Origin of the sequence: Mycoplasma sp. 1199, from assembly GCF_034863365.1 — a bacterium.
GTDB lineage: Bacteria > Bacillota_I > Bacilli_A > Mycoplasmatales > Metamycoplasmataceae > Mycoplasmopsis.
Genome location: NZ_JAYFFA010000001.1, coordinates 119,313 through 144,597, shown reverse-complemented (window position 1 = coordinate 144,597; position 25,285 = coordinate 119,313). Strand labels below are relative to the sequence as shown.

Sequence of the window (25,285 nt, the reverse complement as noted above, 5' to 3'; positions counted from 1 at the left end):
TAAAAACTAAAATTGCTTAAATCAATATTGTTAATTTTATTAATTCTAAGCCTCATTATTTTTTTGTAAGATTTTGTAAAGTTCCTCAAATGCTTGTCATTTACTATTTCTTTTTGCTATATAAACATATTTTTCAATTTGTTCTGCCTGTTCAAAGTAGTGGAAAAATCCTAATTTGTTTTCACGAGCATGGTTAAATGCTAATGCAATTTCTGGATAAATGCTGTTTACGTAGTTTGGAGAAGTTTTTGGTTCATTGTAATTTGCTTTTCAGTTAGCAAATGAATCATATGGTAATGTTAATCCTTCTCTTGTAATCTCTGCGTTATATGAATATCCAAAATCCTCACCAAAGAATATATCTGCAGTTAATCTACCATATGAGTCAGAACCAGATATGAATCCGATTTTAACTTCATTTTTAACATTATAGAATTCTGAATTTAGATCATCATTAAATAAGATTTGTTTTCCAAATTTTGATGATAATAATGCAAATCCATATTCGAATGGACAAGATAAAGTACTTGATACAGCTTTTTCTGGTGTGTCAATTCCTGAATATCTAATTGTGTATTTTGATCCTTTTGTTATAGAAGCGTTAATCATTTTCTTGTCTTCTAATGCTACAACAGTTGCTGTATCACCATCTGATACGCTAATAACTTTAGCTCTAAATGAGTTCATATCAATGAGTTTGTTGTTTCAATCAATAGATAATTTTTTCATTTTTGAATAAGATGGTTGTACTTCGAAATCAGACAATTTAGGTGTAATTGTAGAAGAAACGTTTAAACCGCTAGCTTGTGCTACAGTGCTAAATTTAGGCACTTTTCATAATTGACCATCTAATTTAATTGAAACTTCGAAATTAAAGTTAATTAATACAGGAATAGATGTCATATTTTGTAATAAAGTTTCTCTATTTGGTAAATCTTGTTTGAAATAATCGCTTTTTGTATTTAATCCCATTGAATATGGATTTTTTTTATCTATTTTTACAATAACTTCATATTTTTTACCTGCATTTATATCATTAATAAAGTATGTATATTCTTTATTAATGAATGACTCTTCATATGATACAGCTGAATTAGAAGGAATTAAATATTGTGATTGTGCGACTATTTCAGGGTTAATGCTGAAACCAGAAGTCATCTCATTATTAAGATCAGCACCAATAACATCTTTAATAGCATCAACAGCTTTAGCGAATTCAACTCTTGAATCTATAGATTCAAATGCCGGAACAACTTGTGCTGTTTTAGTAAATTTATTTTTTTCAAATTTTAAAGCAGTTCGAATAGGGCCACCCACTTCTACATCCACTATGTTAGTGCCCTCTTGAACTTTAACAACAGTAGCTTTATTGCCGTAACCACATGAAACACTCATCGCAATTGGTGTTAATGATAATGCTGAACCTAATACTAAAGGTATTAATTTATTTTTTAGCTTCATGTTTCTCCTTAATTTAAAAGCAAAAATATAGTTTTAACATAATTAAAACTATATTTTCATTTGTTTTTTAATGTATGAGAATTTTTGTTATTTAACTGTAGCGTTTCTAATAAAGTCCTCAAATGTTGGTTTTGCATGTGAAGAATCTGCTTTGTTTGAATCGATTCCTGCTTGTAATGAGTCTCATGCTCCTTGAACTCCACTTCTGAATGAATCAGCAAAAATTGACCCTGGTTCTTCAAATGTTACATATGGAACTTCATCTGCATCTGTTGACTTAGCAACGTTTGAGAATAATTCGAATGCTGTTTTTAAGTATGGGTTAAGTTTTCCTTTTGTAGGGAAATCTGTATTCTTTTCAAATCCTTTGTAAGGAAGAATGTATCCCATAGCACTTTGGAACATGTCACGTGGTGTTAAGTTTTCTGCAATAACTTCTTCTGCTCCACTGTTACCTTGAATTGTGAATCTTTCATATGTAGTTTCTGATGTCATTAATCAGTTTACAAATAATTTTGTTGCAAGATCACCTGCTTCAGTTGTATGAACACCGATCATTGATGGCCCTTGTACATAAACAACATTATATGGATCTTCAGAAGTTCATCTAAGTGGAACTGGTTGAGAAATTAATTCTTCTTTACCTAATAATTCAAGAGCTGTAGCTACTTTAATTGTGTATCCCATTGCAGTTAATTTAGCAACAAGAGCTTCGTCAGCGCTTTTAAGTAATTTGTTTTCAACTGAATCTAAAAGTAAAATACCATAGTATTTTGTGCCATTTTTCTTTTTCAATTCAGCAACTGGAACGTTTTGTGCTTTAGCTTTTTCGATAATTTTATCACTACCATCTTTGTTAATTATAATTAATGATGCTTTTGGTAATGCTTCATCTGTTAATGCACTAGTAAATGCTGTTTCTTCAGCTGCATTAACAAATTGAAGTTCATAATTAGCATTTTTACCATTAGGGAATGTTGCTTCTGATGCACTATGAATTGCATTTTTGTATTTTCCGAATGCCAATTTTCCAGATTCTAATTTTGATAATAAAACTATTCCTGGAGTTTTCTTGTTTTCAGAAAGTTTTAATGAGCTTCCTTTTTCATCGATTGTAACTGACGCACCTTTGTTAAGGCTGTTAATTAAATCTGATGATTCACCTGAAACATAGTTGTGTGAATATCCAGCTGTTGAACCGATTGAAAACGCCATGTAGTGTTTTGTTTGGTCATTTGATGAATATTGACCACCAGGATAGATTTTTAATCCTCCTGTTTCAATAGCAGCTTTTGTTTTGTTAAAGATTTCTTGTGTTTTTACATAAGCTGATGTACTTTGTTTTTTAAGAACATCATAGTTGATAGATAATTTTCCACCATTTCTTGATACTGATTCAATCATTGCTGCTGAAGCTTGTTTAAGGGCATCTTCTTGAGTTAATGTTGTTCCAGCTGATTTAGCTGCATCAACTTGGTCTTTAAGTAAAGCACTATATAAAGCTTGGTTGTATAAAGCTGTATAGTCGTCTACTCCAAATACGTGTAATGTTGAATTTGTTGCAGCTGAGTTTACAAATAATTTTTGTGCCATAGCTGCAAAATCAAGTAATTCAGCATATGAGTTAAAGATTGCTTTACTTAATTTCTTAACATTACCACCTGTTCCTTTGTATTCGTTAACAATTGTTTCAACGTTTGCAACAGGTTCTCCTCAGATTTTCTTAACACCTGCACGGTCTCCTTGACCTTTTGCTTTAATGTTGTTGTATTCTTCTTGAAAATCTTCTGCAACTTCCATACCTTTTTCTACTAAAGTATCAAGAATGTATGAAAGAACCGGTGCGTTAATTGAGAAAATTGTTGTTGATTTAAACGCAGGTAAAATTCATGTTGATGGTAAATCAATATTTTCTGTTTGGAAGTTAGAAGTAATGAATTTTTCTGAGAATTGTGATAAATCTGTACTTGCTGATTTTAAGTTATCATTAAAGCTTAAAAGCATTTTTGCTTTTGCTAACTCTGAAGCAACTGTACTATAGTTTAAGATAAGGTTCATAAAGTCTGAGGTTTGTCTTGATGAAAGACCTTTTGTAACAATATCTTTACCAGCTGAGTATCCTGAACCTAAACGTTTTAGTCCTACTGGTAATGAACCTTTAAGTTTTGGCGCAACTTCTGTGTTGTATTTTTCAACTAAAGCTGCTAAAGCTTTTTGTTGAACACCACCATCTGAGAATGTGTGACCAATAAGAATTTTGTCACCAACTGTAATTGTGTAAGGTTCGGTTGATGACATGTTAGGTGTTTCATTGTTTAAAATTCTGTCACCTAATGTTGAACCATTAATTTCTGATCCATTTTTTTCTTCTTGAGTAAATGTTTCACCAGATGCGCTTACGCCACCTTCGTTACGACAAGAGATTGAAATAACTGGAGCTGTAAGAGCTAATAAAGCTGCTCCGTTAATTAATAATTTTTTGAATTTTGTCATTTTATCTCCTATATTGAAATAAAAATTTGAATAAATTTAAATTGTTTTGTTTAGATATTTTTGTTATGAGATTCTATTAGAAATCAATATACACAAATATTTTTTACGAATATGAATGTGGAAATTTCTAATTTCTAAAATTGAAAAAAAGTCAATTTAATTTCTGTATATTAGATTTCGTATTTATTATAAATAAATAAATAAATTTATTTATAAATATTTTCAAAAATTACTTATTTTTTTCACATTTTGTGAAAAATTAAGAAAAAAATAATTCCACATGTGGATAACTTACACGTGGAATTGAAATTTTAGTCTACTTTATTAAATCATTCAAGCGCAGTTGTTACATCACCTATCTCACCGATGATTGTAATATTGTCATCTTTATGTAATGTAACATCACCTGTTGCAAGTTTAAAAACCTTATCAGCTGATTGAATTAAAACAATAGTGATACTCTTTTCATTTAAACCAATTTCCTTAACTTGTTTGTTAAATAAGTTTTGGTTCTTAATTTTTGTTGAACCAACAACAAAGTTTCCTCCAATTTCTTGAAGTGTTTCACTATATCTAATAAAGTTTTTGTTAGCTGCAATTAATGCTGTTCTTGTACCTGATTCAAACTCAGGACGAATAATAACGTTAACTCCGATTTGCTTTAAAACTCTTGCATGACGTTTTGTAGATGCTCTTGCAATAATGTTTTTTACTTTAAGTTCTAAAAGTGCAGCAACAATTTCGATGTTGTCTGATACAGCAACAACAACGGTTTCCATTTGGTCAATACCAATAGCTTGAAGTGTTCTTGTATCAGCTGCATCACCAATGATAATTTTGTCAACTTCATCTGCATAAAGTTTCGCATTTTCATCATCTTTATCTAAAATAACAACGTCTTTTTTAAGTTTAATTAATTGATCGATAACAGCTTGACCGAATCTTCCTGTTCCGATAACTACTATTTCATTTTCATATTTGAGTTTCATATTTTCTCCAATCATTAACCAATGATAATGTCAGCTTCAACATATTCATAGGTACGACTAAAATCTTTTTTACGTTTTCAAACATTAAGTGTTGAACTAATTCCAAATTGCCCAATGAACATTACAATAATTAATGTTAATTTTGAAACTATATTTAAGTTTTTTGTAATTCCTGATGATAAACCAGTTGTTCCAAAGGCACTTGCTACTTCGAAAATTAAATTCTCCATCGAGAATCCTTCATTAGGATCTTGCAAGAATGCATTTTCGATTTTTCCACCATAATCTTGGAATGAACTGAATAGAATCATTGAAGCAATAAGAATAATAATTGTTGCAATTGTTAATATTTTTGCAGACATATTAACAGTGTCTTGGTTGATAGCTCTCTTGAACACTCTAACTCTCGGTCTACCAAATAAAATTCTATATAGACCTAGAATTATAAGAGCTAAAGTTGTGGTTCTTATACCTCCACCAGTTGATGCAGGAGCTGAACCAATTATCATCATAAAGATAAACACAAAGGTTGAACCGTGTGTAAAATGTTTCATATTCACAGTAGCGAATCCAGCACTTCTTGTTGAAAGAGATGTGAAGAATACTGCAAAGAATTTATCAAATGTATTTCCGTATAATTGACCTTTTTCAATGTATTGCTTAAGATTTGAGAATTTTTCTAATTCTAAATCTTGGACATTTGCACCTTTTGAGAATCATTCAATGTAAGCTTTGTGAGTTTCATTACCAACACCCACAGGTAAGTGATATTGGTTTCACAACGAATATGGATTTGAAGATGAAAGTTCAAATCCTAAGGAAATTCCAAATCCAATTAGAAATACAATTACATAAGTTGTAAGTGAAACTTTGGTGAATATTGAAAATTTAAATTGTGTATCCTTTCTTCTAAGTTTGCCTTTGATATAAGACACAATGTCGTGAAGAGCTGGATAACCTAATCCACCAATAATAAGTAAGATAATAAAACAAATTTGTAAGAAGTAATTTTGATAATACGGCATAAGCGAAGAGCTTGACATAATATCAAAACCAGCATTATTGATTGCTGATATAGTATGGAAAATTCCATATTTTAAAGAAAGAACAAAATTACCTTGAGGATTTTTGAATGAACCATCAGTTAAAATTTGTTTCATTCCCTCTGTATGTTTTGGTGTTGCGAAATAGAAATAAAATGTAAGAATAACACTGAATAAACAAATACAAATAAAAATAAATTTAACTGATGAAATAATTAATTTTGTAGTCTGTGTTACATCAGATACACCCCGTTCAGTTTGCATAATTTTAATTTCAGCAAGGGTGGATGTTTTTTTACCAAATAAGTAGTTAATCGCAAAAAACTTAAGTGCAAAAATACCAATTCCACCAGCTAAAATCAAGATAGCAATAATTGCTTGACCTAAATCATTTCACTGGCTAAATGTATCAACAGTCACTAGACCGGTATCACTAAATGCACTAGCTGTTGTGAAAAATGCATCAATGTATTTAACACGTGCAGCTTCAGGATTTTGTGCTATTGGTGAGAACAAAATCAAACTGGAAACTAGAATAATCAATAAGTAAATAAATAATAAATACTTAAGTTTTGATATGTTGTTTTTTCAATATCAAAACCTTCTAATTAATTTTGCTAATCTCGAGTTCTGAATCCTTAACTTGATACTATAAGAAGTCTTACTCAAAATTCCTCCAAACTTACATTATTAAATGTAATTTAATTATATTAAATTAAAAAAATTCATTATTAAAATGAATTTATTAAATTATTTTTTATTTTTTTCAGCATTCATTGATTTCATAATTTGACGAATTTGTGTTTCTGATGCTGTTCTACCCATTTGTTTGAACATTACTCTAATCATTTTTTCATTGATAGGTGGGTTTTCTCTAAGTTGTTTTTCAAACATTCTTTTAGCAATAAAGAATGTTACTAAAGCAGCTGCAATAACTACAAATATTACAACAGCAATAATCATCCCAACAAATGCTCCAGTTTGCATTTCAACCATAATTATTCTCCTTAAAATAAATTTTGTATGAGTTTTAATAATTAAATTAAATATATTTTATTTTATCATAGTTTGTCTTATTAAAATCTTTTAAAAAGTTAACCAATAAATCTTTAGCAGCTATTAAATCAGAAATTGAGCAAACACCAATAGGGCTATGTAAATATCTTTGTGGAAGTGAAATTGTTAAAGTCGCAGCTCCACCTTTTGCAAATTGAAGCTCATGAGCATCTGTACCTCCACCCATTGCGACAAATTTGTAAGCTGGAATTTTATATTTAGCAGCAACTTCTTCAAAGAATTGAACTAATTTTGTATCCATTAATGTTCCACCATCTTTAATTCTAAGAGCAGCACCTTTAAATAATGCTGTTGTTCCTGGGATTACATCTGGCGTATCGTGTGAAGAAGTTGTGTCAAGTGCTATTGCAACATCTGGATTAACAAGTGCAACTGAACTTCTTGCTCCTCTTGTTCCAACTTCTTCTTGAACTGTTCCAACTAAATATAAATCAACATCTAGATCTAAATCAGCAACTTCATTTGCAATAAATTCTAAAACAGTTACACCTGCTCTATTGTCCATCGCTTTTCCACCAATCAAATCAGGATTATCAAATAAAATAGTTTCTCCACTCATTTGAACTCTATCACCGATTGTTACTCCTGCTGCTATTGCTTCTTGTTCATTTTTAAATCCAAAATCAGCATAAAGTTCATTATTAGTCATAGCTTTTGAAACTTTAGAATTTTCCATAATGTGAATACTTGTGTGTCCAAATACACCTAAATATTCTTTGTTTGCTGTGATTAATTTAGCTTTTGTTCCAATAACTGTTGAAGCTCAAATTCCACCAATTGGACTTAATAATAATTGTCCTGATTTTTCAATTCTTCTTACAATGTAACCTACTTCATCCATATGTGCTGCAATCATAACTTTTGGAGCAGATGGATTTTTAGATGGTTTGTGAAAAATGATTGAACCTAATTTATCTCTTGAAATTCTGTAAACTGATGAAATATTTTTTCTTAATTCATCTGCTACAGGTTCTTCGTATCTTGACATAGCTTCGATTTCTAAGTATTTAATTAATTGATTTTTAAATTGTTCTTTGTTATTCATAAACACCTTCTGATTTGTAAAAATAGCTTTAAATTAAAGTTAATTTAAATTATATAAATCTTTATAAATTTTTTTAATTTTGTTTTATAATATTTTTACTAATTGCGTGAGTGGTGAAATTGGCAGACACGCTAGATTAAGGCTCTAGTGGGGCGACCCATGCAGGTTCAAGTCCTGTCTCGCGCACCATATGACACTAAAAAGTGTCTTTTTTTATTTTCTTTTTATACAAAAAAAGTAAAAAGAAAAATCGCTATTATTGCAGCGATTTTCAGAACAATTAAATTAAACCATGATTTTTTAAAGCAGCTTCAATAGCTTTTACTGCTGCTTCTTCATCTTCTCCGAGCACTTTAACTGTAATTTCAGCTCCGTGTTTAATTCCTAAAGCCATAATGTTCATAATTGATTTTAAATTAGCTTCACGTCCATTGTAAATTAATTTAGAATCTGATTTGAATTTTGTAGCTGTTGAAACAATTAAAGTTGCTGGTCTAGCATGTAAACCAATTGGATCAATAATTTTAGCTGTGAATTCTTTCATCGTTTTCTCCTTTGTTCCTTTGTAATTGATTTTAATAAAATGCTATTTCAAAATTTAACAAAAATAAAATTAAAAAAGTAGTTTATCTAACCAAAATATACTCTTATTATATCAATGGTTTAGTTATATCAAAAACAAATTTCTTAAATAGATTACTTTTTTTCTTATTTTTACAGTTTTTTTTCATATTTTCAGATTTTTTATCATATTCATCAAAAATCTGAATTAGTTTTTGGACTGATTTTCCTTCAAAAACATCCATTGTTTCATATTGTGAAAACATACTTCTACTGTCTCAGTTAGTTGTTCCAACTCAAGCAATTTTGTCATCAACTATCCCTGCTTTAGTGTGTAAAAAATGGTCATCATAAATTTTTACCTCTAAACCATATGGAATTAATTCTTCAAGTTGAGATAAACTGATTTTATAAACGAGCTTCTTATCTGGTAAACCTGGGAAGTAAATTGTGATTTTCACATTATTTCTCAATGCTAAAATCAATTGTTTTTTAAGTGCATTAGTAACTGAAAAGTATGGCGTGCAAATACGAATTGACTTTTTAGCAGTTGCAATTAATTTTAGTCATAAAAATTCTGATTCTGAATAGTCAAAATTAGGTGATTCTAAAATTAAAAATGAATTATTTTCATATTCTTGATCACTAGTATCAATAAATAATGAACTTCTAATTTCAATTTTTTTATTAGTTATTATTTTTCAAAACTTAATAAAATGAATTATATATGTATTTATATATGGACCTGTAATCTTATAGTTAAGATCAATTCAGTGTCCATATTTTTTTGACATTGATGAATATTCATCTGAAATGTTATTTCCTCCTGAGAAAACCATCTTGTTGTCTATAATAATAAACTTCTCATGGTTTCTTGAGAAACTACTTGCATTAATAAATGGATAATAAATTTTTCCGATGTAGGCAAACTCAATGTTTGGATGTTTAGATAATTTAGATAACTTTCTTTTTTGTGAAGGCATAGCGCCAAAATCGTCAACAAGTCATTTAATTTTTACACCTTCATTAGCTTTTTTAAGTAGTAAGCTTAAGAAGTGCTCTGAGATTTCTGATTTTTTAATTATGTATGTAATGATGTAGATTGTTTTTTTTGCATCATTGATTCCATTAAATAAGTGATCATAGAATCTATATCCTTCTTCGTAGAATTCAATGTTCGCAGGTAGGATAACATTATTATTAAGATTTGTAAGCTCTGTTAAATTATTACTTTTATAACTTAATTGATTTTGATTTTTCATAAACAATGGAACATATTGTTTTAAACAGTACATCGGATTCTTATTAACCTTAATTTCATTTTTATTTTTTCAATGGAAACCATAAACGATAAAAATAACATGTCCGATTATTGGTAATAACATCGTTAAATAAATTCAAGAAAATTTCGACTCATGTTGCTTCTTTTGACTGTAAATAACAAAGACAAAAGTCACATTAATTACATAGAACAAGAAGATGAAAAAATATGAAACTTCTTTATAAATATTAAGCACTAAAAACGATACAAAAACAACAGTTAATGTAACAATAAAAAATGCAATGATAAATGAAATTAATCACTTTAAGTTATTTTTAGTAATCATGATTTAATTTTATATCATTTTATTCTTTTTGTCCTAAAAAATAGCACTTAAAAAATATTTTAATCACAAAAATAAATTTGGTTTTGGTATAAAATAAACATTATTTTAAATAATTAGAATTAAGACAAAAAGGATTTATGAAACAGCAGAATTTACTTAGAAAACTCAAAGCCTGATCAGCAATTATTATAATTGCTTTAATCTCAATTTTTACCTTTACTTTAGTCGGTGTAAAAATGAGTAACAGATTTAAACCATCCTTCTTTAATTACAAGTCTTATATCTCAAATGAGAATAGGGATAAAATTCAAGAAAACTTCTCTTACAAAACATTTGATGAAATTAACGAATTCACAGTTGCCCTTGTAAATTCAAAAGCAATTGCTGGAATTGGAAGTGATTTCCAAGCAGTTAATTTAATCAAAAAAGACCTATTAGCACCAATTGATTTTAAAAAGTTGCTAAATTTATCAGACAAACCTGATAAGGAGTTGCTTAAAAATATCTTGCAAACTATTTACACACCTATTGTGTTTGAACATTTAGCAAGTTATGATGAAGATCTAAAAACAGATCAATCAGGTAAAAAATATGAGGAACCAAGACACTTATGAGAATACTTTGTTCCATACTTTATGCAAGATGCAGTAGTTGCATTTAACACAAAGAAACAAAAGCAAACTAACGGTGTGCAACCAATCACAAAAGAATTATTAGATCAAAATAAAACAGAATTACAAGCTAATGGAACAAATCTTGAAGAGTTCGGTTCACTTAGTTTATATAACCAATTAAATGCATTGTTTAATAATGGATATTCTAATTTAACTATTACAGATGCTGTTAGAGCTAATATGTTATATGGTTCATTTTATGACTTTAAACCTACCGGTGTAGTCTTAAACACAAATAACGATGTTACTAAAGATAACTACACAAAGTTTATCGATAACTTCTATTCACTTGTTCAAAAAGGTACTGGAAAAAATCCAAATGATAGTAAGTACATCACATATGATGGTGATGGTCAAGGTATCTTAAATAAATTAATTAATCCACAGTATCCAGAAGCTGACTCAGCTGTTATGTATAATGGTGATGCACTGGATGCTTACTTCTCAGATAATAACTATGAAGAAGTCGAAAACGGAACAGTACAATCATTTAAAATCGCACAAAACATCTTACTTATAGATGGATTAGTAGTTGCTAAAAACACATCGCAAGGAACACTTGATGAACTTTATGAAACATTAAATTCATCAATTTATTCAAATATAGGTGAGTTATATAGATTCACAAAACAATTTAAAAATGATATTCAGGAAGGTCTAAATAATTATTCACTTAAAATGTATGATGAATATATTGATTTAGTGTTCAGAGACTACTATACAGATTTAAATAAATATAATGATTTCAAGAATCAACTACACGATCTTTATAAAACTACATTAATTGATATCAATACACTTAGTTCATATAAAGCAAAAGTTGAAGAATTATTTAGTATTCAAGAAACTAAAAATGTTTTTGTAAGGTTGATTCAAGATTTAAATAATGAAGATCCTGAAAATGCAGTAAATATGAATGATGAAGATGAATTTAAGAAAAAGATTGAGTTTATAGTAAATCACATCGATTTTGCTAATAGTAAATTTGTTAAAATAATGAATAAAAAATACTTACAGCTTAATAACTTCGACTTTGTTAACTATACTCCTCCAACAAGATTTGAATATGAGTTAGTTAAAAGAAATTACTTCATTACAGATAACAATGAAGTAGATAATAGTGCATTATACATTTATCAAATTGAAAACGATCCAAACGAAAAAGTCACACACACTAAGATAAATGGTGTAGATGATAACTTATCTTCAAAAATCGGAATTGCATATAACCAAAAATTCAAAAGCTAAAAATATAGTATAATAGAAAAGATTTTTCACATATATTTAGAAAAAGGGAGGATTTATGGCTAACATTAAATCTAAAGTTAAAAGTATAGCTAAGATGGAAAAAGCTCGTGTTAAAAACGCTGCTATGAAATCAAGAGTTAAAACAGCTATACGTAAAGCTAGAGAAGCTGTTTTAGCTAAAGATGCAAAAGCTGCTGAATTAGTTGCATTTGCTCACAAAACAATTGCTAAAGCTGTTTCTAAAGGTGTTTTCCACCCAAACAAAGGTGCTAGAAAACGTTCACGTTTAGATGAATTTGTAAACAAAAACAAATAGTTTAAACATCATAAAAAACGGACTAATGTAAACTGGGACACGAAAATTGGACAATCCATATTTCGTGTTTTTTGTATAGGAGAATATATGAGACAACTTAAACAGCATGAATGACTTGAACTTTTTTCAATTTATCACGATTATAAAAAAGGTTTAATTGCAAAAAATGATTTTGAAAATAAATTTCTTTCAATCAGAGGAATTAGCTTTTTTGATAAAAAATTCATTGAAGTGAAAAGATATTTTATTAGAAATTACAAAAGATATAATTTAGGTATGACTAATTTAGAATCTCAAACAGGCAAATCTTCTAAAAAAGGTAAAGGTGTAGGAAGGCAAAAAAGAAAAATATAACCCCAATTGAAATTGTTAAAAAAGAATGAGAAAAAATGCCAAAAGAACAATTAATAGAACTTTTGGAAATTTACAAAGATTCTTTTGATAAAAATGGAATTGAAGTTAATATTTCTAAGATAAAAAAGTCTTCAATTTCTGTAAGAAGATTGGGTCTTTCATTTAACAAGTCTAAATCAACCATTCATAATTTAAAAACAAAAAATAAACAAAATAAAAATCTAAAATTTAATAATAAATATGATGAATTAGTAATTAAATCATTTAAACAAAATAAATGTTTATTCGGAAGAAAAAGACTTGAAAATTATATAAAAAGAGAATATCAAATAGCGCTTAATTATAGAACTATTGGTAGAATAATGAATAGATTAAATTTGTTTTGTTTAATTAGAAAAAAGAAAAAGGACAGAGAACAAAAAAATACAAATGTAAAATTTATTGATTTAGTAAATCGAGATTACAAAGGTCAAAAAAATCAAATTATTGCAACAGATGTAACATATATTCAAGCTCCAAAAGATTGTGAAAACAATTTTGTTTTCTTGTCAGTTGCCATTGATCATAAAAGTAAATATATTGTTAATTACAATCTTTCAACAAGAAATGATCTTGAACTGGTTATGCAACATATGTCAAAAATAAAATTAAATCAAAAATGAATTGCACATTCTGATCATGGATTTCAATATTCTTCAAAAAATTATGTAGAAACAATTCAAAAGAACAATGGAATGGTTTCAATGGGAAGGGTTGGAAATTCTTTGGATAATAGGGAAGTTGAATATTTCTTTTCAATTTTGAAATCTGAATGTTTAAAATTAATAGACATATCAAAAATCACATTTAAAGAACTTAAAAATTTAATTAATAATTTTATATTTTGATATAACACTGAAAGAATTCAATCTGTACTGAATTGAAAAACACCTCAAGAATCTTGAGGTGTTATAACAAATTAAACTTTTGTCCAATTTTCGTGTCCTAGTTTACTAATGTCCGCTTTTTTATTTCTCTTTTTCGCTTTTACAATAGTGTGCAAGTTATAAAAGTATTTTAGTACATAATTTTCTTATTTGTTTTTGCAATATTTCCCATTTGAGAAACGGCTCTTTTAAGTTCATAATCTCCACGATATAAATAATCAACAATAGCTTCAGCTAATCCATCTTGAAGCACATCTGATGTGTAATATTTTGCAAATGATTTTGTATATTGGTCAGAATTATCCATTGCATATGAATATCCTGATAATTTAAACATTGGAATGTCATTTGGACTATCTCCAATTGTCATAACATCAGCTAAATCAGCATTGAAAATGTTTTCACATAATCATTTCATTCCTGAACCCTTATTTACACCAGGATTAGACATTTCGATATATAAATAATCAACATTAACTAAGTCTAATTTAATATCTGATTGATTATATAAATCAACAAATTTTTCTAATTGTTCTTTTGTTCCATAAGCTTCAATTCTGTGTAAATCAGCAGGAATAGTTCCATCTGTAATTCACTTATCATATTCATTAAATGATGTTAAAAACTCATAGATATCATCGTGAACATTGTATAAGTAGAATTGATTAACACCTGCATAATATAATGAAACATCGGCTTTGAGCGCTAAATCTCAAACCTTTTTAGCTTCATTAGGATCAATTATTTCAATGTGCAATGGTTTTTCTTCTTGCATATCATAAATAATCGCACCACTTGAACAAGATAAATATCTTGAATTAAGTTCTCTAGCTAAACGTTTGATTTTTTCTAAAACAGGATTACCTGTGTTGATTACAAATGGAATATTTTTAGATGATAAATCTAAAACTTGTTCTTTTACTTTTTCTGATAATTTTTTATGTGGAAATCCGTAAATTGTTCCATCCACATCACTAAAAACTGCAAATGATTTATTCATGCGAATATTATAAATTAAACTATCAAAATATAGCTAAAAATAATATTTTCAATTAAAATATATTTCATGAAAGATATTATTAAATATTTAAACAAAAGACTTAAGCATGATAAGAAGAAACTGCTTACTTACAAGATTATTGATATCAGTTTTTCTATCATAATTGCGCTGCTTAATATTTCATCAATTATCATAGCTGCAATTGCGCTTTCAATCATTGTGTCACATGGACAAACAAATGGAAATGTTGAATTACAAAGAAACTCATCATACATTTCAGTTATCTTACTTTGTGTGTTTATGATTATTCTATTCTTCTTAAACATTGGAATAGCTATTTATCGCAGCAATACTAAGATGTCAACTTATAAGAAAGTTTATGAAAGCTTGGGATATCTTGAAATTAAGTATGCTAATGGTTTAATTTCAGAAGAAAACTTAATTAAATTCATTGACTATATGTACACTGAAGCTAAATCATTTAAGAAATTGGTGATCTTAGAAGTTATTCAAGATGAAATTACCTCACCATCAGGAGGTAAGAAATAATGAAAAATAAAAACATTACATTGAATGCTTATTTCAAGCTTTATAGAGAAACAAAACTTAAGCTTATTCTGTTTTCGGTTCTATATTATTTACTAAATGCATCAATAATCTTGTTTACACTTTTAAACGGTGTGATAGCAATTTTATTCCTTGCAGGAGCATCTTCTTATTATCCTGACGGCATGACTAATCCGTACAAAAGTTTTTTAAACTCAAATAGTAACTACATTATCTTGTTAACAATTGTTAATGCAATAATCACTTTTACTTCAGGTATATTATCATTCTTTGTTATTAATAAAAAAGCAATCTTTTATCAAACTAAAATTAAAGCAATTCAACTTGAACACCTTTTATACAAATCTAAATTACACATATATAAGGATTTGAATAATAAAGAAGCAAACTTTACATTATTTAAAAGAACAATAAGCATATTAGAAATAGACAGATATAAATCAAGGGACATTGAAAACGAGGTTAATAATGGACAAAAACAAAACTAAAGAACAAAAGAAAAATAAATTACAAATCAACAGCATTAACGATATTGATAAGGTCAAAAATAGAGTTTATTTTAAATACATTACAAGTAAAACTTTATTTACATTATTAAACGTTATTTCTATTTTCTTATCTGCTTCAATTATTGTTCTAAACTTATATTCAATTAGATTTAATATCTTACCTGATAAAACAATGGACTTGTTTGTTGCGATTGCTTTATTCTCTGTTATCATAACAATGCTTGTATCAATTCAAAGCTTCTTGGCTATAACAAACAAGACAAACGAATATAAAGATAAGATTTCAAGAAATGTTGAATTCTTAAAAGAGTTTAAGGAACAAACTCAAATAACTGATAATGATATCGAAGTTATTAAGCAAATTATTGAATAAAATGGATGAATGAAACTGAATTAAAAAAGTTTCATTCATTTTTTTATTTGCCTTGCACATAGGAATAAAAAAAATCATAGGTTGCCCTATGACTTATAAATTAACTATTTTTCAATTTTAATTTTAACACTTGGTCCCATTGATGCTGAAACTGTTAAGTTTAACATATATGCCCCTTTAACAGCTGCAGGTTTTAATCTTTTAATTAATGAGATTAATGTTTGTGCATTTTCTACTAATGCTTCAGTTGACATACTTGCTTTTCCGATTAATGAGTGTACAATACCAGCTTTGTCTGTACGGTAGTTAGCTTTACCTTTTTTAAGTTCTTCAACAGCTTTTTCAGGTGTTGGAGTAACTGTACCTGTTTTAGGGTTTGGCATAAGACCTTTAGGCCCTAATTTTTTACCATATTTTCCTAATAAAGGCATCATAGCTGGGTCAGCTACCATAACATCGAAATCAAATTGATCTTCTTTAATTCTTTGTTCTAATGCTTGTGCATCAACAACAATATCTGCACCAGCTTCTTGTGCAGCTTTTTGTTTTTCAACATTGTTTGTAGCTACTAAAACTCTGATTGATTTACCTGTTCCGTTTGGAAGTAATACAGCTCCACGTAATTGTTGGTCTGCTTTACGAACGTCTAAGTTTAAGTTGAAAGCTAAATCGATTGAAGCGTCAAATTTTGCATAAGAAGTTTTTTTAGCAAGCTCAATAGCTTCAGCTAAATCATAAGCAACTGTTCTGTCAAATGCAGCTCTAGCAGCTTTTAAATTTTTAGAAACTCTTTTAGCCATAATTATTCTGCTCCTTCTTCTTTGTCGTGTTCGTGTGAAATAACGTTAACTTCGATTCTTTCACCTTTTGTTGCAACAAGTTCTTCAGCTTCTTTGTTTAATTCAGCTTCTCTAGCTTCAGCTTTTGCTTCTGCTTTAGCTGCAGCAGCAGCTTCTTTTTTAGCTTTAAAAATGTCGTCGTATCCTTCAACTAAAACACCCATTTGTTTAGCTGTACCAGCAATTGTAGCCATAGCGGCGTAAACATCATCTGTGTTTAAGTCAGGTAATTTGTATTCAGCGATTTCTCTTAATTGGTCTTTTGAGATTGTAGCAACGATTGTTGTTTTAGCATTTGAAGCACCTGATTGAATTTTTGCAGCTTGCTTAATTTTGTATGAAGCAGGAGCTGTGAATAATTTGAATTCGAATGATTTGTCTTTGTAAACTGTAATTTGTACTGGAACTGGTTCGTCCCCTCTATCTCTTGTAGCATCGTTAAAAGCTTTTGTAAATTCTGGCATGTTAACACCAACTCCAGCAAGAGCTGGACCTGGTTTAGCTTTACCAGCAGGGAATTGCAACTTAGCAATACGTTGAATTTCTTTTTTTGCCATAAACTCTGTATCCTTTCGATATGGTGGTCAAACGATATTTTTTATATCTCCCACATTAATTTGGCAATATTGTGTATATTGCTTTTTTATTATAATAAAAAAAATCATTTTTGATAATGATTTTAATGTGATTGATTTTTACACTTTTAGCACTGTGTGTATAGCTTAAATGTTTTTAATTTTATCTCTTAGATTCTGTGTTTTTTTAGAAAGATTTTCATAATCATCTGATAGACGTTCTAAATATTTTTTAATGTTTTCTCCATTAAATTCTGCTTCATTAACTAATTCAATTGCTTTCTCAAGTCATCTTAAGTTTTTCTTAAGAATTTCTAATAAGTCCTCATTTGCAATTGATTTAGAAATTTTATCAAGTATTACAATGTTATCAATTTGTCTAAATAAATTAATTTTATTGAGTGTCTGCATTCTTTTTTTATCAACTGATTTTAATTCAGTTGTTATTACATTTTTAGCTTTTATCCTATGATTAAGAGTTTCTGGATTTTTGTAAATAAAATCAATTCTGTGAATATCATCTGAATTATAAATTCTTAATTCATTTAATATTGTTGTGATTTCTGCATTATTAAGAAAATTCTTATTCTTTTTCTTATATTGTGCTTCAAAAAGAGCGAAACCAGCTAAAGAGGCAATTAGGCCAGGATCCGACTCATCAGTAATCTTGCGAATTGATTTTTTCTTAAGAATTTCTATTGTATTTTTAAAGTAGCTTTTATCTTCGTAACCTTTAGACATTCACTTTAATGAAATTTCTTGTTTAGATGTAAATTTATCCTTAAAAATATTTGCATTATGACAAATTGTTCGGTTGCCTAAAACTGTTTTTATGATTGTATTTTCTAAAACGGGATTTCAACCATAAAACACAAACTTCTCATTTATATTATTAACAGTTAAATCTTTGACCTTCATTCCATTTAATTTAGCTATATCAGCTAACAATTTAATTCTGAATTTTTTGAAGTATTCTTTTTTGTCGTAATTTCTAAAGTTAATAACATTTGTTTTTATTTGCATTTCTTGGTTTTTATCATTATTTGGATATTTCCCAATTGTGTATGCAAACGGAATTGAATGAAACTTCGATGTCTTTAATTCATCATAAATAAGAGCATGTCTTCTATCTATTGCTTCGAAGTCAATGTATATTTCTATTTTCTTATTCATTTTTACCTAGTTTTTAAAGCGTGCTTAATTACTTCGATAAAGTTATCTAATTGCAATGATGCCTTACCAACTAAAAATCCATTGATATTTGGTTGTGCACATAATTGTTCAATATTTTGACTTGTAACACTTCCTCCATATTGAACAATAACTTTGTTATCTAGCAATTGCGAAATGAAGCCACAAATTTCATTTGCAAATTCAGGAGTAGCTGAATGACCTGTTCCTGTAGCTCAAATTGGCTCATAAGCAATGATAAATTTATCTAAATCAAGACCTTTAGTTGTTTCTAAAACTTGTTGCTTAATAATTTCTTTAGTTTTATTGTTTTGATAATCTTCTAAACTTTCACCAACACAAATTAAAGGTGTAATTCCGTGTTCAATAGCGATTTTAGCCTTAACATTAACTCTTTCATTAGTTTCAAAGTGATGTAATCTTCTTTCGTTGTGTCCTAAAATAACGTATCTAACGTTTAAATCATTTAGCATAAGAGCACTAACTTCACCTGTGAATGCGCCGAATTGATGAATAGACATATTTTGAGCAACTGGTAGTACAAATTTACTTATAGCACTTGTGAATGCAGGTAAACTTGGATAAGGTGCTGCAATTCCAACTTTAATGCTTTTAGGAATGTTTAATTCTTTGAGCGATAAAACTAAATCATCTAAATAACTCAATGTTTGAGTATAAGTTTTATTCATTTTTCAGTTTCCGATTATTAAAAAATCTTTCATATTTACCTCTTTTATTTATTTTATTTTATTTAAAGAAAATAAAAAGAAATCAATAATTAAATTATTGATTACTCTTCATCTGTTCATTCAAATTGGAAACCGTAAATAGAAACAGTGTCACCATATTTAACACCTTTTCTAATTAACTCTTCTCAAACACCCATTTTCTTTAAGATATTGTTAAATCTAACAAGGTTGTCAAATGTATTGATTGGAATACGATTGTATAATTCTTCAACTTTTTTACCTGAAACTTCATAGTATCCGTGATATGGATTTGTAACAATAAAATCAGGTTCATACTCAATAACTTTTTCCTCTTCTTCTTTTTCTTCAATTGGTTGAGCTTTGTTATTGATAATTAAGTCTCATAATTTAGCTTTAACTTCTTCTAAGTTTTCGCGTTTGATTGCAGAAATTGAAACAACTTCAACATCCGGATATTTAGCCTTGAATTCTTTTAAGTGTGCTTTGAAAGCTGGTAAATCTTCTTTGTTAGCAATTACTAATTGTGGTTTTTGCTCTAATTTTAAATTGTATGACTTAAGTTCATTGTTAATAACTTCATAATCTTCAACAGGATTTTTTTCTTCTGAACCAAAGTCAATAATGTGAGCTATAACTCTGCAACGTTCAATGTGTTTTAAGAATTGAATTCCTAAACCCTTACCTAATGCAGCACCTTTGATTAATCCAGGTAAGTCGGCAACTGTAAATGAATCGTCAAAATATTTAACCATTCCTAATTGTGGCACAAGAGTTGTGAATTCGTATTCAGCAACTTTAGCTTTTGCATTTGAAACAGCATTTAAGAATGTTGATTTTCCTGCTGATGGCTTACCTACAACACCAACATCTGAAAGAATTTTTAACACAATGTGTGCTTCAAATTTTTCTCCAGGTAATCCATTTTCAGAAATTCTTGGAGCTGTATTTTTAGCTGTTTTGAATTTAGTATTACCTCTGCCACCTTTACCACCAGAAGCTATTAAATATGGCTTATGTGGTTCAATAATATCAGCAACTAAACGTTTACCATCGTAAACCAATGTCCCAACAGGTACCTTAACGTATGTGTCTTCTGCATTGGCTCCATAAAGGTTTTTAGGACCACCTTTAACTCCATCTTTTGCAACAATACGTTTGTTTTGGTAGAAAGTTAAAAGAGTATTTTTACCTAAGTCACCTACAAAGTAAACATTCCCTCCTCTTCCTCCATCTCCACCGTCTGGACCACCTTTATCAACGTGTGCTTCTCTACGGAATGAAACCATACCATTTCCACCACGTCCAGCTTGAATTGATACATAAACTTCATCTATAAATTTGGCCATATTTTTCTCCTTTATGGTAATTAATTTAAATTAATGTAATTATATTCTAAAAATATAATTAAGTTATGCAAATGCATTTGTTTTTGTTAAAAAAACAAACTCACGTTTGTGAGTTTGAAATTTTAAAGATAATCATTTACTCCAGCGAATGTTTGCTCATCTGGACGGTTAATGTTTCAGTAACCTGTATCAATTCTCTTTTGAATTTTTCTTTGTTTATACCCTTCTAACATTGCTCATACTCAAGAACAAATGAAGATTGATGAGTAAACTCCAATTGAAATTCCAAATAACATAACAATGTTAAATGACACATTTGTAGCATTGTTAAAGCATAATAGAACTAAAATAGCTAGAATTGTTGTTCCTGATGTATATAAACTTCTCTTGAATGTTTGTGCAATTGAGTGGTTAACAATTGACTTGATATCATCTTTTTTAAGAATTTTTCCATTGAATTTAGTTTTAATTGTTTCACGTATCTTATCAAATGTAACAACAGTATCATTGATACTTAAACCTAAAATTGATAACATAGCTGCGACTATGATTGTTGAAACTTGCAATCTTGTAATTATAATGAAAGCAATAACCATTAAGAAGTCGTGAACTAAACCGATAATTGCTGCAATTGAGTAAGTTCAGCTCATTCTGAATAATAAGTAAACAATAATTCCAACAAAGCTGATTACAGTAGCTAAAACTGCATTTAATACTAATTTGTTAGCTTCACTTGTTGAAATTGTGTAACTAATAATTTCAACGTTTGCATTATTACTTAAAATATCAGCTCTAATTTTTTCAACAACATCTGCTGATAATGATTGACTTGTTTTAATCATTACAACATATTCATTTCCTGAAGCACTTGCTTTTGAGAATGAAACTATTTGGTCAACATTTTCAATATTGTATTTTGCAGCATTATCTGCAATTACTTTTTTAATAGATTCAGCATCCTCTAATGTAATAGCAGAACCAATTGATGGTTGAACAGTTATATTTGTTCCTCCAGCAAATTCAAGTGATTTATTAAATCCTCCTCAAATATTGTGTTCAGATGCTGAAAGTGAAATAAACACAATCAATCCAATAAGAACAAATATCACAGAACCAAGTGCAAATCATTTTGATTGTTTCAAGTAATCAAAGTTTTCAATCATTGCACCAAGCTTAGTTTTATGGTTAATGTATCTTTTTCTGATACCTAACATATAAAGTTTGTCATCGAACATACCTGTTCCAACTAACATTGACGCTAAAAATCTTGAAAAGACTAACATAATTAACAATGTACATAAAACAGATAATACAAGTGTAATACTGAATCCTTTCACATCTTTTGTACCAAAGTAGAATAGGATAAATCCAACAATTAAAGTTGTAACGTTTGCATCGATAATTGATGACATACTTAGCTTATTAGCATTCCTGAAGGACTTCTTCAGCGAGTCTCCTGTGTAAACTTGCTGTTTTAGTCTTTCAAAAGTAATAACGTTTGCATCAACACTAATACCAATTCCAATAATCAAGGCAGCTAATGTAGCCGGTGAATATTCTCCTCTTAATACTGTAAAGATTAGCAATGTTAAGAAAATATAAAGAGCAATTGAGATTGTTGATAATGCACCAAGTAATCCATAGTTAACTAACATAAATATTGAAATTAAACTGAAGATAACAATTCCAGCAATCATTGCATAGTTAAATGATGAGTTATTTAAATCAGGTTGCACATAAACATTTGACAATACTTCTAACTCATAATCACTTAAACCAAAGTTAATTTGGTTAGCTAAGTGTTGTGCTTCTTGAGCTGTGAAATTACCTGAGATTTGTACGCTTTCACCATTTAATGGCTCATTAACTGAAGCGTTTGAAATCATATAAGCAGTTGCATTAAATTCAAACTCTTTTAAAGCATTTTCAACTCTTCTAGGGTAACCGGTTGAATTATCAATTGAGTAAGCTTGGTTTGTAACGTGAATAAAGTTTCATAAATTATGTCCTGATTGATCTCAATCTTCAGGAAACTCATTTTGTGCAATTGATAATAATTTTTCAATATTTAATCACATTAAAACACGTTTGTCTTGTTGACTTGAAACATATTCAGTTGCTTTTGTTCATTCAACTTGACTATCTGGTCTAAGTTTTAGACTAACTGAGTTTTTACCATTTGATGTATTTGCTTGTGATGTTGCAGAATCTTGTAAAAATGGTGGAATTCATTTTGAAGCAGGTATATCTGTAGGTGAACCATCCACTCCAATAGGCTCACCAACTTTAAATGAACCTTCATAGAATAATGGTCTTAACTGTCCATCAGTAATTGTTAATAATGGTTTATCAACAATTTCATTTTGGAAAAGAATTCTCTCTGAATCGGTTAATTGACCTGATTTAGTTATTCTTATTTTTCCATCACCTTCAGAACTAACTGTAATTCCATTTAAACCGGTACTATTAAGTCTGTTATATAACGATGTGTTAACAAGATTTGTAAGTTGATTGTCTGCGTTCTTTTTATCTTTTTGAACTTGGACTAAAACTTCAATTCCTCCACCATACTCAATAGATTTATTTACATTTTTACCAATGTAAAATAAACTACCAAAAACAATAGCTAAGATTGTTGAAATAATTGTGATAGTGCTTATCACAATTCTCTTTCAATTGCTTAACTTAAAAAATTCTGATATTCTGCTTCTTAATTTCATAATTAGTATTAATTCTACCAAAAATATGCTTTATTTTTTATCTATAAGATAAAAAGAAATTAAAACTAAATTGACAAGTTTTGTCTTAGTAAATAATCTATTCCTAAGGATGTTATTTTTCTTCCTCTAGAAGTTTTTTGCACTAATTTTAAGAGCAATAAGATTGGTTCTATTTCATTGACTATATCGTATTTGTTATGTAAGGTTAAACCGACAATAGTGTCTAATGAAACTGATTTTTCTTCAAATCCATCTTTTAAAATTTGAAGATATTCAATATGATCCTTTGTTAAACTATATTCATATAGATCAAGATATTTAAAAGTTTTCTTAATAATTTGCTTTGTAATTTCACCTTTTTCTGAAGAAAGTGCAAAGTCTAAAACTCTATAAATTAAGTGATTTGCTAACCTAGGTGTATTTCTTGAATAGGAAGCAATGTACTTAATTAGTTCGTCATCTAAATTTAAATTTAACTTTGAGCAAGTGATTTTTAAAATTTTGGAAATATCTTTTAATGTGTAATTAACTAATCTTCCAATGTAACCAAACCTATCTTTAAGAGGTTGTGAAATTTCATTGAATTTTGTAGTTGCTCCAATTAATGTGAATGGTTTTAATTTCATTCTGATCGGTCTAGAATTTCCATCTACACCTATGATTAAGTCAAAAACAAAATCTTCCATTGCAGCATAAAGAAATTCAACAACATTTTTATTAATGCTGTGGATTTCATCAATAAACACAATATCATTTTCATTTACAACTGATAAAACACTAATTAAATCAGCTTTCTTTTCAATGTTTGTGCCTTGTACAAAGTGAATTTTGCTACCTTTTTGGTTAGCTATGATAGTTGCTAAAGTTGTTTTGCCCATACCAGGCATCCCATAAAATAAAATGTGATCTAAAGGTTTATTTTGAACTTTAGAACTCTGTATCATTGCTAAAAGTGTTTGTTTTAATTTATCTTGACCAATGAATTTTTCAAAACTATGCGGTCTTAAATCTATTGTCTTCATCTTTTTGAGTTGCTATAAATTTAATGCTTTCTTCTACCATATCTTCGAGCGATTGATTTAATTTAACATTTTTAACTGCACTTTCAATTTGACTTTTAGTAAATCCTAAAACTAATAATGATTTATATAACTCATCTTTTAGTTGTAATTTTTCAGCTTTTTTAGCATCTCCATTTGTTAATATTTTTGCTCATTTGTTTCCTAATTCAAAACAAATTAAGTTAGCCATTCTTTCGGTAACAAATGGAATTGATGCTAATTCTTCAGTTTTGTGATCAACGATTAAGTGAGCTACATATTCTCATCCTTTTTCAAGAATGCTCATTGCAATTTTAGCCCCTACTTTTTCTATACCAATAAGGTCGATAAATAATAACCTTTCTTTAAATTCTTTGAACCCATAAGTGTGTGTCATATAATCTGTTCTGTATTCAAATAAATATAGTTTTGTCTTTTGTCCTACTTCTCATCTTTTGTCGTCAGCAACAGTTACTATGTATCCATCTCCTTTTGATTCTAAAATAATGTTTGATTTGTTTTTATAAACTATTTCTCCGATTGAATATAATTTCATTTTTTGTCCTCCACTTATTTAGTAAAAACTCTCAAAAAGGAACAAAAAAAGAACAGTTACCTGTT

At 28.7% G+C, this 25,285-nt stretch carries 24 protein-coding genes and 1 tRNA gene; 8 read left to right on the top strand and 17 right to left on the bottom strand.

Annotated features, from left to right (window positions below):
* Nucleotides 1–45 precede the first annotated feature (45 nt).
* The 6 genes from VBM89_RS00575 to VBM89_RS00550 form a co-directional block, all read right to left on the bottom strand.
* Complete coding sequence (locus VBM89_RS00575; RefSeq protein ID WP_323188405.1) at nucleotides 46–1,461, bottom strand: hypothetical protein; 1,416 nt, start codon at nucleotides 1,459–1,461, stop codon at nucleotides 46–48.
* 87 nt (nucleotides 1,462–1,548) lie between these two features.
* Nucleotides 1,549–3,954, bottom strand: a complete 2,406-nt coding sequence (locus VBM89_RS00570; RefSeq protein ID WP_323188404.1) for a P68 family surface lipoprotein — start codon at nucleotides 3,952–3,954, stop codon at nucleotides 1,549–1,551.
* Between the two features lie 311 nt (nucleotides 3,955–4,265).
* Complete coding sequence (locus tag VBM89_RS00565) at nucleotides 4,266–4,943, bottom strand: potassium channel family protein (RefSeq protein ID WP_257088853.1); 678 nt, start codon at nucleotides 4,941–4,943, stop codon at nucleotides 4,266–4,268.
* A 14-nt stretch (nucleotides 4,944–4,957) separates the two neighbouring features.
* Nucleotides 4,958–6,529 (bottom strand): potassium transporter TrkG, encoded by a 1,572-nt coding sequence (locus VBM89_RS00560; protein ID WP_323188492.1) that lies wholly within the window; start codon nucleotides 6,527–6,529, stop codon nucleotides 4,958–4,960.
* A gap of 207 nt (nucleotides 6,530–6,736) precedes the next feature.
* Nucleotides 6,737–6,982: a YneF family protein gene (locus tag VBM89_RS00555; RefSeq protein ID WP_323177362.1), complete on the bottom strand. Its 246-nt coding sequence runs from the start codon at nucleotides 6,980–6,982 to the stop codon at nucleotides 6,737–6,739.
* A 46-nt stretch (nucleotides 6,983–7,028) separates the two neighbouring features.
* Nucleotides 7,029–8,108 carry a M42 family peptidase gene (locus VBM89_RS00550; protein WP_323188403.1) on the bottom strand — a complete coding sequence of 360 codons (1,080 nt, stop codon included), beginning with the start codon at nucleotides 8,106–8,108 and terminating at the stop codon, nucleotides 7,029–7,031.
* Between the two features lie 104 nt (nucleotides 8,109–8,212).
* Between VBM89_RS00550 and VBM89_RS00545 the strand changes: the two genes are divergently transcribed.
* Nucleotides 8,213–8,297: transfer RNA gene (locus tag VBM89_RS00545), tRNA-Leu, on the top strand.
* 91 nt (nucleotides 8,298–8,388) lie between these two features.
* Here the strand turns inward: VBM89_RS00545 and VBM89_RS00540 are convergent.
* Nucleotides 8,389–8,652, bottom strand: a complete 264-nt coding sequence (locus tag VBM89_RS00540; protein WP_257088861.1) for an HPr family phosphocarrier protein — start codon at nucleotides 8,650–8,652, stop codon at nucleotides 8,389–8,391.
* 106 nt (nucleotides 8,653–8,758) lie between these two features.
* On the bottom strand, nucleotides 8,759–10,276 hold the full coding sequence (locus tag VBM89_RS00535; protein ID WP_323188402.1) for a phospholipase D-like domain-containing protein: 1,518 nt from the start codon (nucleotides 10,274–10,276) through the stop codon (nucleotides 8,759–8,761).
* Between the two features lie 236 nt (nucleotides 10,277–10,512).
* Between VBM89_RS00535 and VBM89_RS00530 the strand changes: the two genes are divergently transcribed.
* From VBM89_RS00530 to VBM89_RS00515, 4 genes are all read left to right on the top strand, one after another.
* The gene (locus tag VBM89_RS00530) at nucleotides 10,513–12,198 is read left to right on the top strand and encodes a hypothetical protein (RefSeq protein ID WP_323188401.1); all 1,686 of its coding nucleotides are present in this window, start codon (nucleotides 10,513–10,515) and stop codon (nucleotides 12,196–12,198) included.
* 55 nt (nucleotides 12,199–12,253) lie between these two features.
* Nucleotides 12,254–12,514 (top strand): 30S ribosomal protein S20, encoded by a 261-nt coding sequence (rpsT, locus tag VBM89_RS00525; RefSeq protein ID WP_257088867.1) that lies wholly within the window; start codon nucleotides 12,254–12,256, stop codon nucleotides 12,512–12,514.
* 87 nt (nucleotides 12,515–12,601) lie between these two features.
* On the top strand, nucleotides 12,602–12,868 hold the full coding sequence (locus VBM89_RS00520) for a hypothetical protein (protein ID WP_323188400.1): 267 nt from the start codon (nucleotides 12,602–12,604) through the stop codon (nucleotides 12,866–12,868).
* Nucleotides 12,869–12,903: 35 nt separating this feature from the next.
* A complete protein-coding gene (locus VBM89_RS00515; RefSeq protein WP_323188399.1) occupies nucleotides 12,904–13,830 on the top strand; it encodes an IS3 family transposase in 927 nt (308 codons plus the stop codon).
* A 94-nt stretch (nucleotides 13,831–13,924) separates the two neighbouring features.
* Here VBM89_RS00515 and VBM89_RS00510 read toward each other — a convergent pair whose 3' ends face one another.
* Nucleotides 13,925–14,794, bottom strand: coding sequence for a Cof-type HAD-IIB family hydrolase (locus VBM89_RS00510; RefSeq protein ID WP_323188398.1), 870 nt, complete (start codon nucleotides 14,792–14,794; stop codon nucleotides 13,925–13,927).
* Between the two features lie 66 nt (nucleotides 14,795–14,860).
* Here VBM89_RS00510 and VBM89_RS00505 point away from each other — a divergent pair, with 66 nt between their 5' ends.
* From VBM89_RS00505 to VBM89_RS00495, 3 genes are read left to right on the top strand one after another with little or no spacing between them, the layout of a single operon-like run.
* On the top strand, nucleotides 14,861–15,343 hold the full coding sequence (locus VBM89_RS00505; RefSeq protein WP_323188397.1) for a hypothetical protein: 483 nt from the start codon (nucleotides 14,861–14,863) through the stop codon (nucleotides 15,341–15,343).
* Nucleotides 15,343–15,849, top strand: a complete 507-nt coding sequence (locus VBM89_RS00500; protein WP_323188396.1) for a hypothetical protein — start codon at nucleotides 15,343–15,345, stop codon at nucleotides 15,847–15,849. Before VBM89_RS00505 ends, VBM89_RS00500 begins: the two co-directional genes overlap by 1 nt.
* Nucleotides 15,830–16,243: a hypothetical protein gene (locus VBM89_RS00495; RefSeq protein WP_323188395.1), complete on the top strand. Its 414-nt coding sequence runs from the start codon at nucleotides 15,830–15,832 to the stop codon at nucleotides 16,241–16,243. The genes VBM89_RS00500 and VBM89_RS00495 overlap by 20 nt, the downstream gene beginning before the upstream one ends.
* 104 nt (nucleotides 16,244–16,347) lie before the next feature.
* On the opposite strand, the gene rplA is transcribed toward VBM89_RS00495, so the two are convergent.
* The 8 genes from rplA to ruvA all read right to left on the bottom strand — a co-directional run bounded on the left by rplA (nucleotide 16,348) and on the right by ruvA (nucleotide 25,220).
* Nucleotides 16,348–17,043: a 50S ribosomal protein L1 gene (gene rplA, locus VBM89_RS00490; protein WP_323188394.1), complete on the bottom strand. Its 696-nt coding sequence runs from the start codon at nucleotides 17,041–17,043 to the stop codon at nucleotides 16,348–16,350.
* A 2-nt stretch (nucleotides 17,044–17,045) separates the two neighbouring features.
* On the bottom strand, nucleotides 17,046–17,639 hold the full coding sequence (gene rplK / locus VBM89_RS00485; RefSeq protein ID WP_257088881.1) for a 50S ribosomal protein L11: 594 nt from the start codon (nucleotides 17,637–17,639) through the stop codon (nucleotides 17,046–17,048).
* A gap of 165 nt (nucleotides 17,640–17,804) precedes the next feature.
* A complete protein-coding gene (locus VBM89_RS00480) occupies nucleotides 17,805–18,830 on the bottom strand; it encodes a hypothetical protein (RefSeq protein ID WP_323188393.1) in 1,026 nt (341 codons plus the stop codon).
* A gap of 2 nt (nucleotides 18,831–18,832) precedes the next feature.
* Complete coding sequence (gene tpiA / locus VBM89_RS00475) at nucleotides 18,833–19,570, bottom strand: triose-phosphate isomerase (protein WP_323188392.1); 738 nt, start codon at nucleotides 19,568–19,570, stop codon at nucleotides 18,833–18,835.
* Between the two features lie 68 nt (nucleotides 19,571–19,638).
* Nucleotides 19,639–20,904, bottom strand: a complete 1,266-nt coding sequence (gene obgE / locus VBM89_RS00470; RefSeq protein ID WP_323188391.1) for a GTPase ObgE — start codon at nucleotides 20,902–20,904, stop codon at nucleotides 19,639–19,641.
* 122 nt (nucleotides 20,905–21,026) lie between these two features.
* Entirely contained in the window at nucleotides 21,027–23,624 is a 2,598-nt protein-coding gene (gene secDF / locus VBM89_RS00465) for a protein translocase subunit SecDF (protein ID WP_323188390.1), read from the bottom strand.
* A 65-nt stretch (nucleotides 23,625–23,689) separates the two neighbouring features.
* Nucleotides 23,690–24,646, bottom strand: a complete 957-nt coding sequence (gene ruvB / locus VBM89_RS00460) for a Holliday junction branch migration DNA helicase RuvB (protein ID WP_323188389.1) — start codon at nucleotides 24,644–24,646, stop codon at nucleotides 23,690–23,692.
* Nucleotides 24,618–25,220 (bottom strand): Holliday junction branch migration protein RuvA, encoded by a 603-nt coding sequence (gene ruvA, locus VBM89_RS00455; RefSeq protein ID WP_323188388.1) that lies wholly within the window; start codon nucleotides 25,218–25,220, stop codon nucleotides 24,618–24,620. Before ruvA ends, ruvB begins: the two co-directional genes overlap by 29 nt.
* Nucleotides 25,221–25,285: the final 65 nt, after the last annotated feature.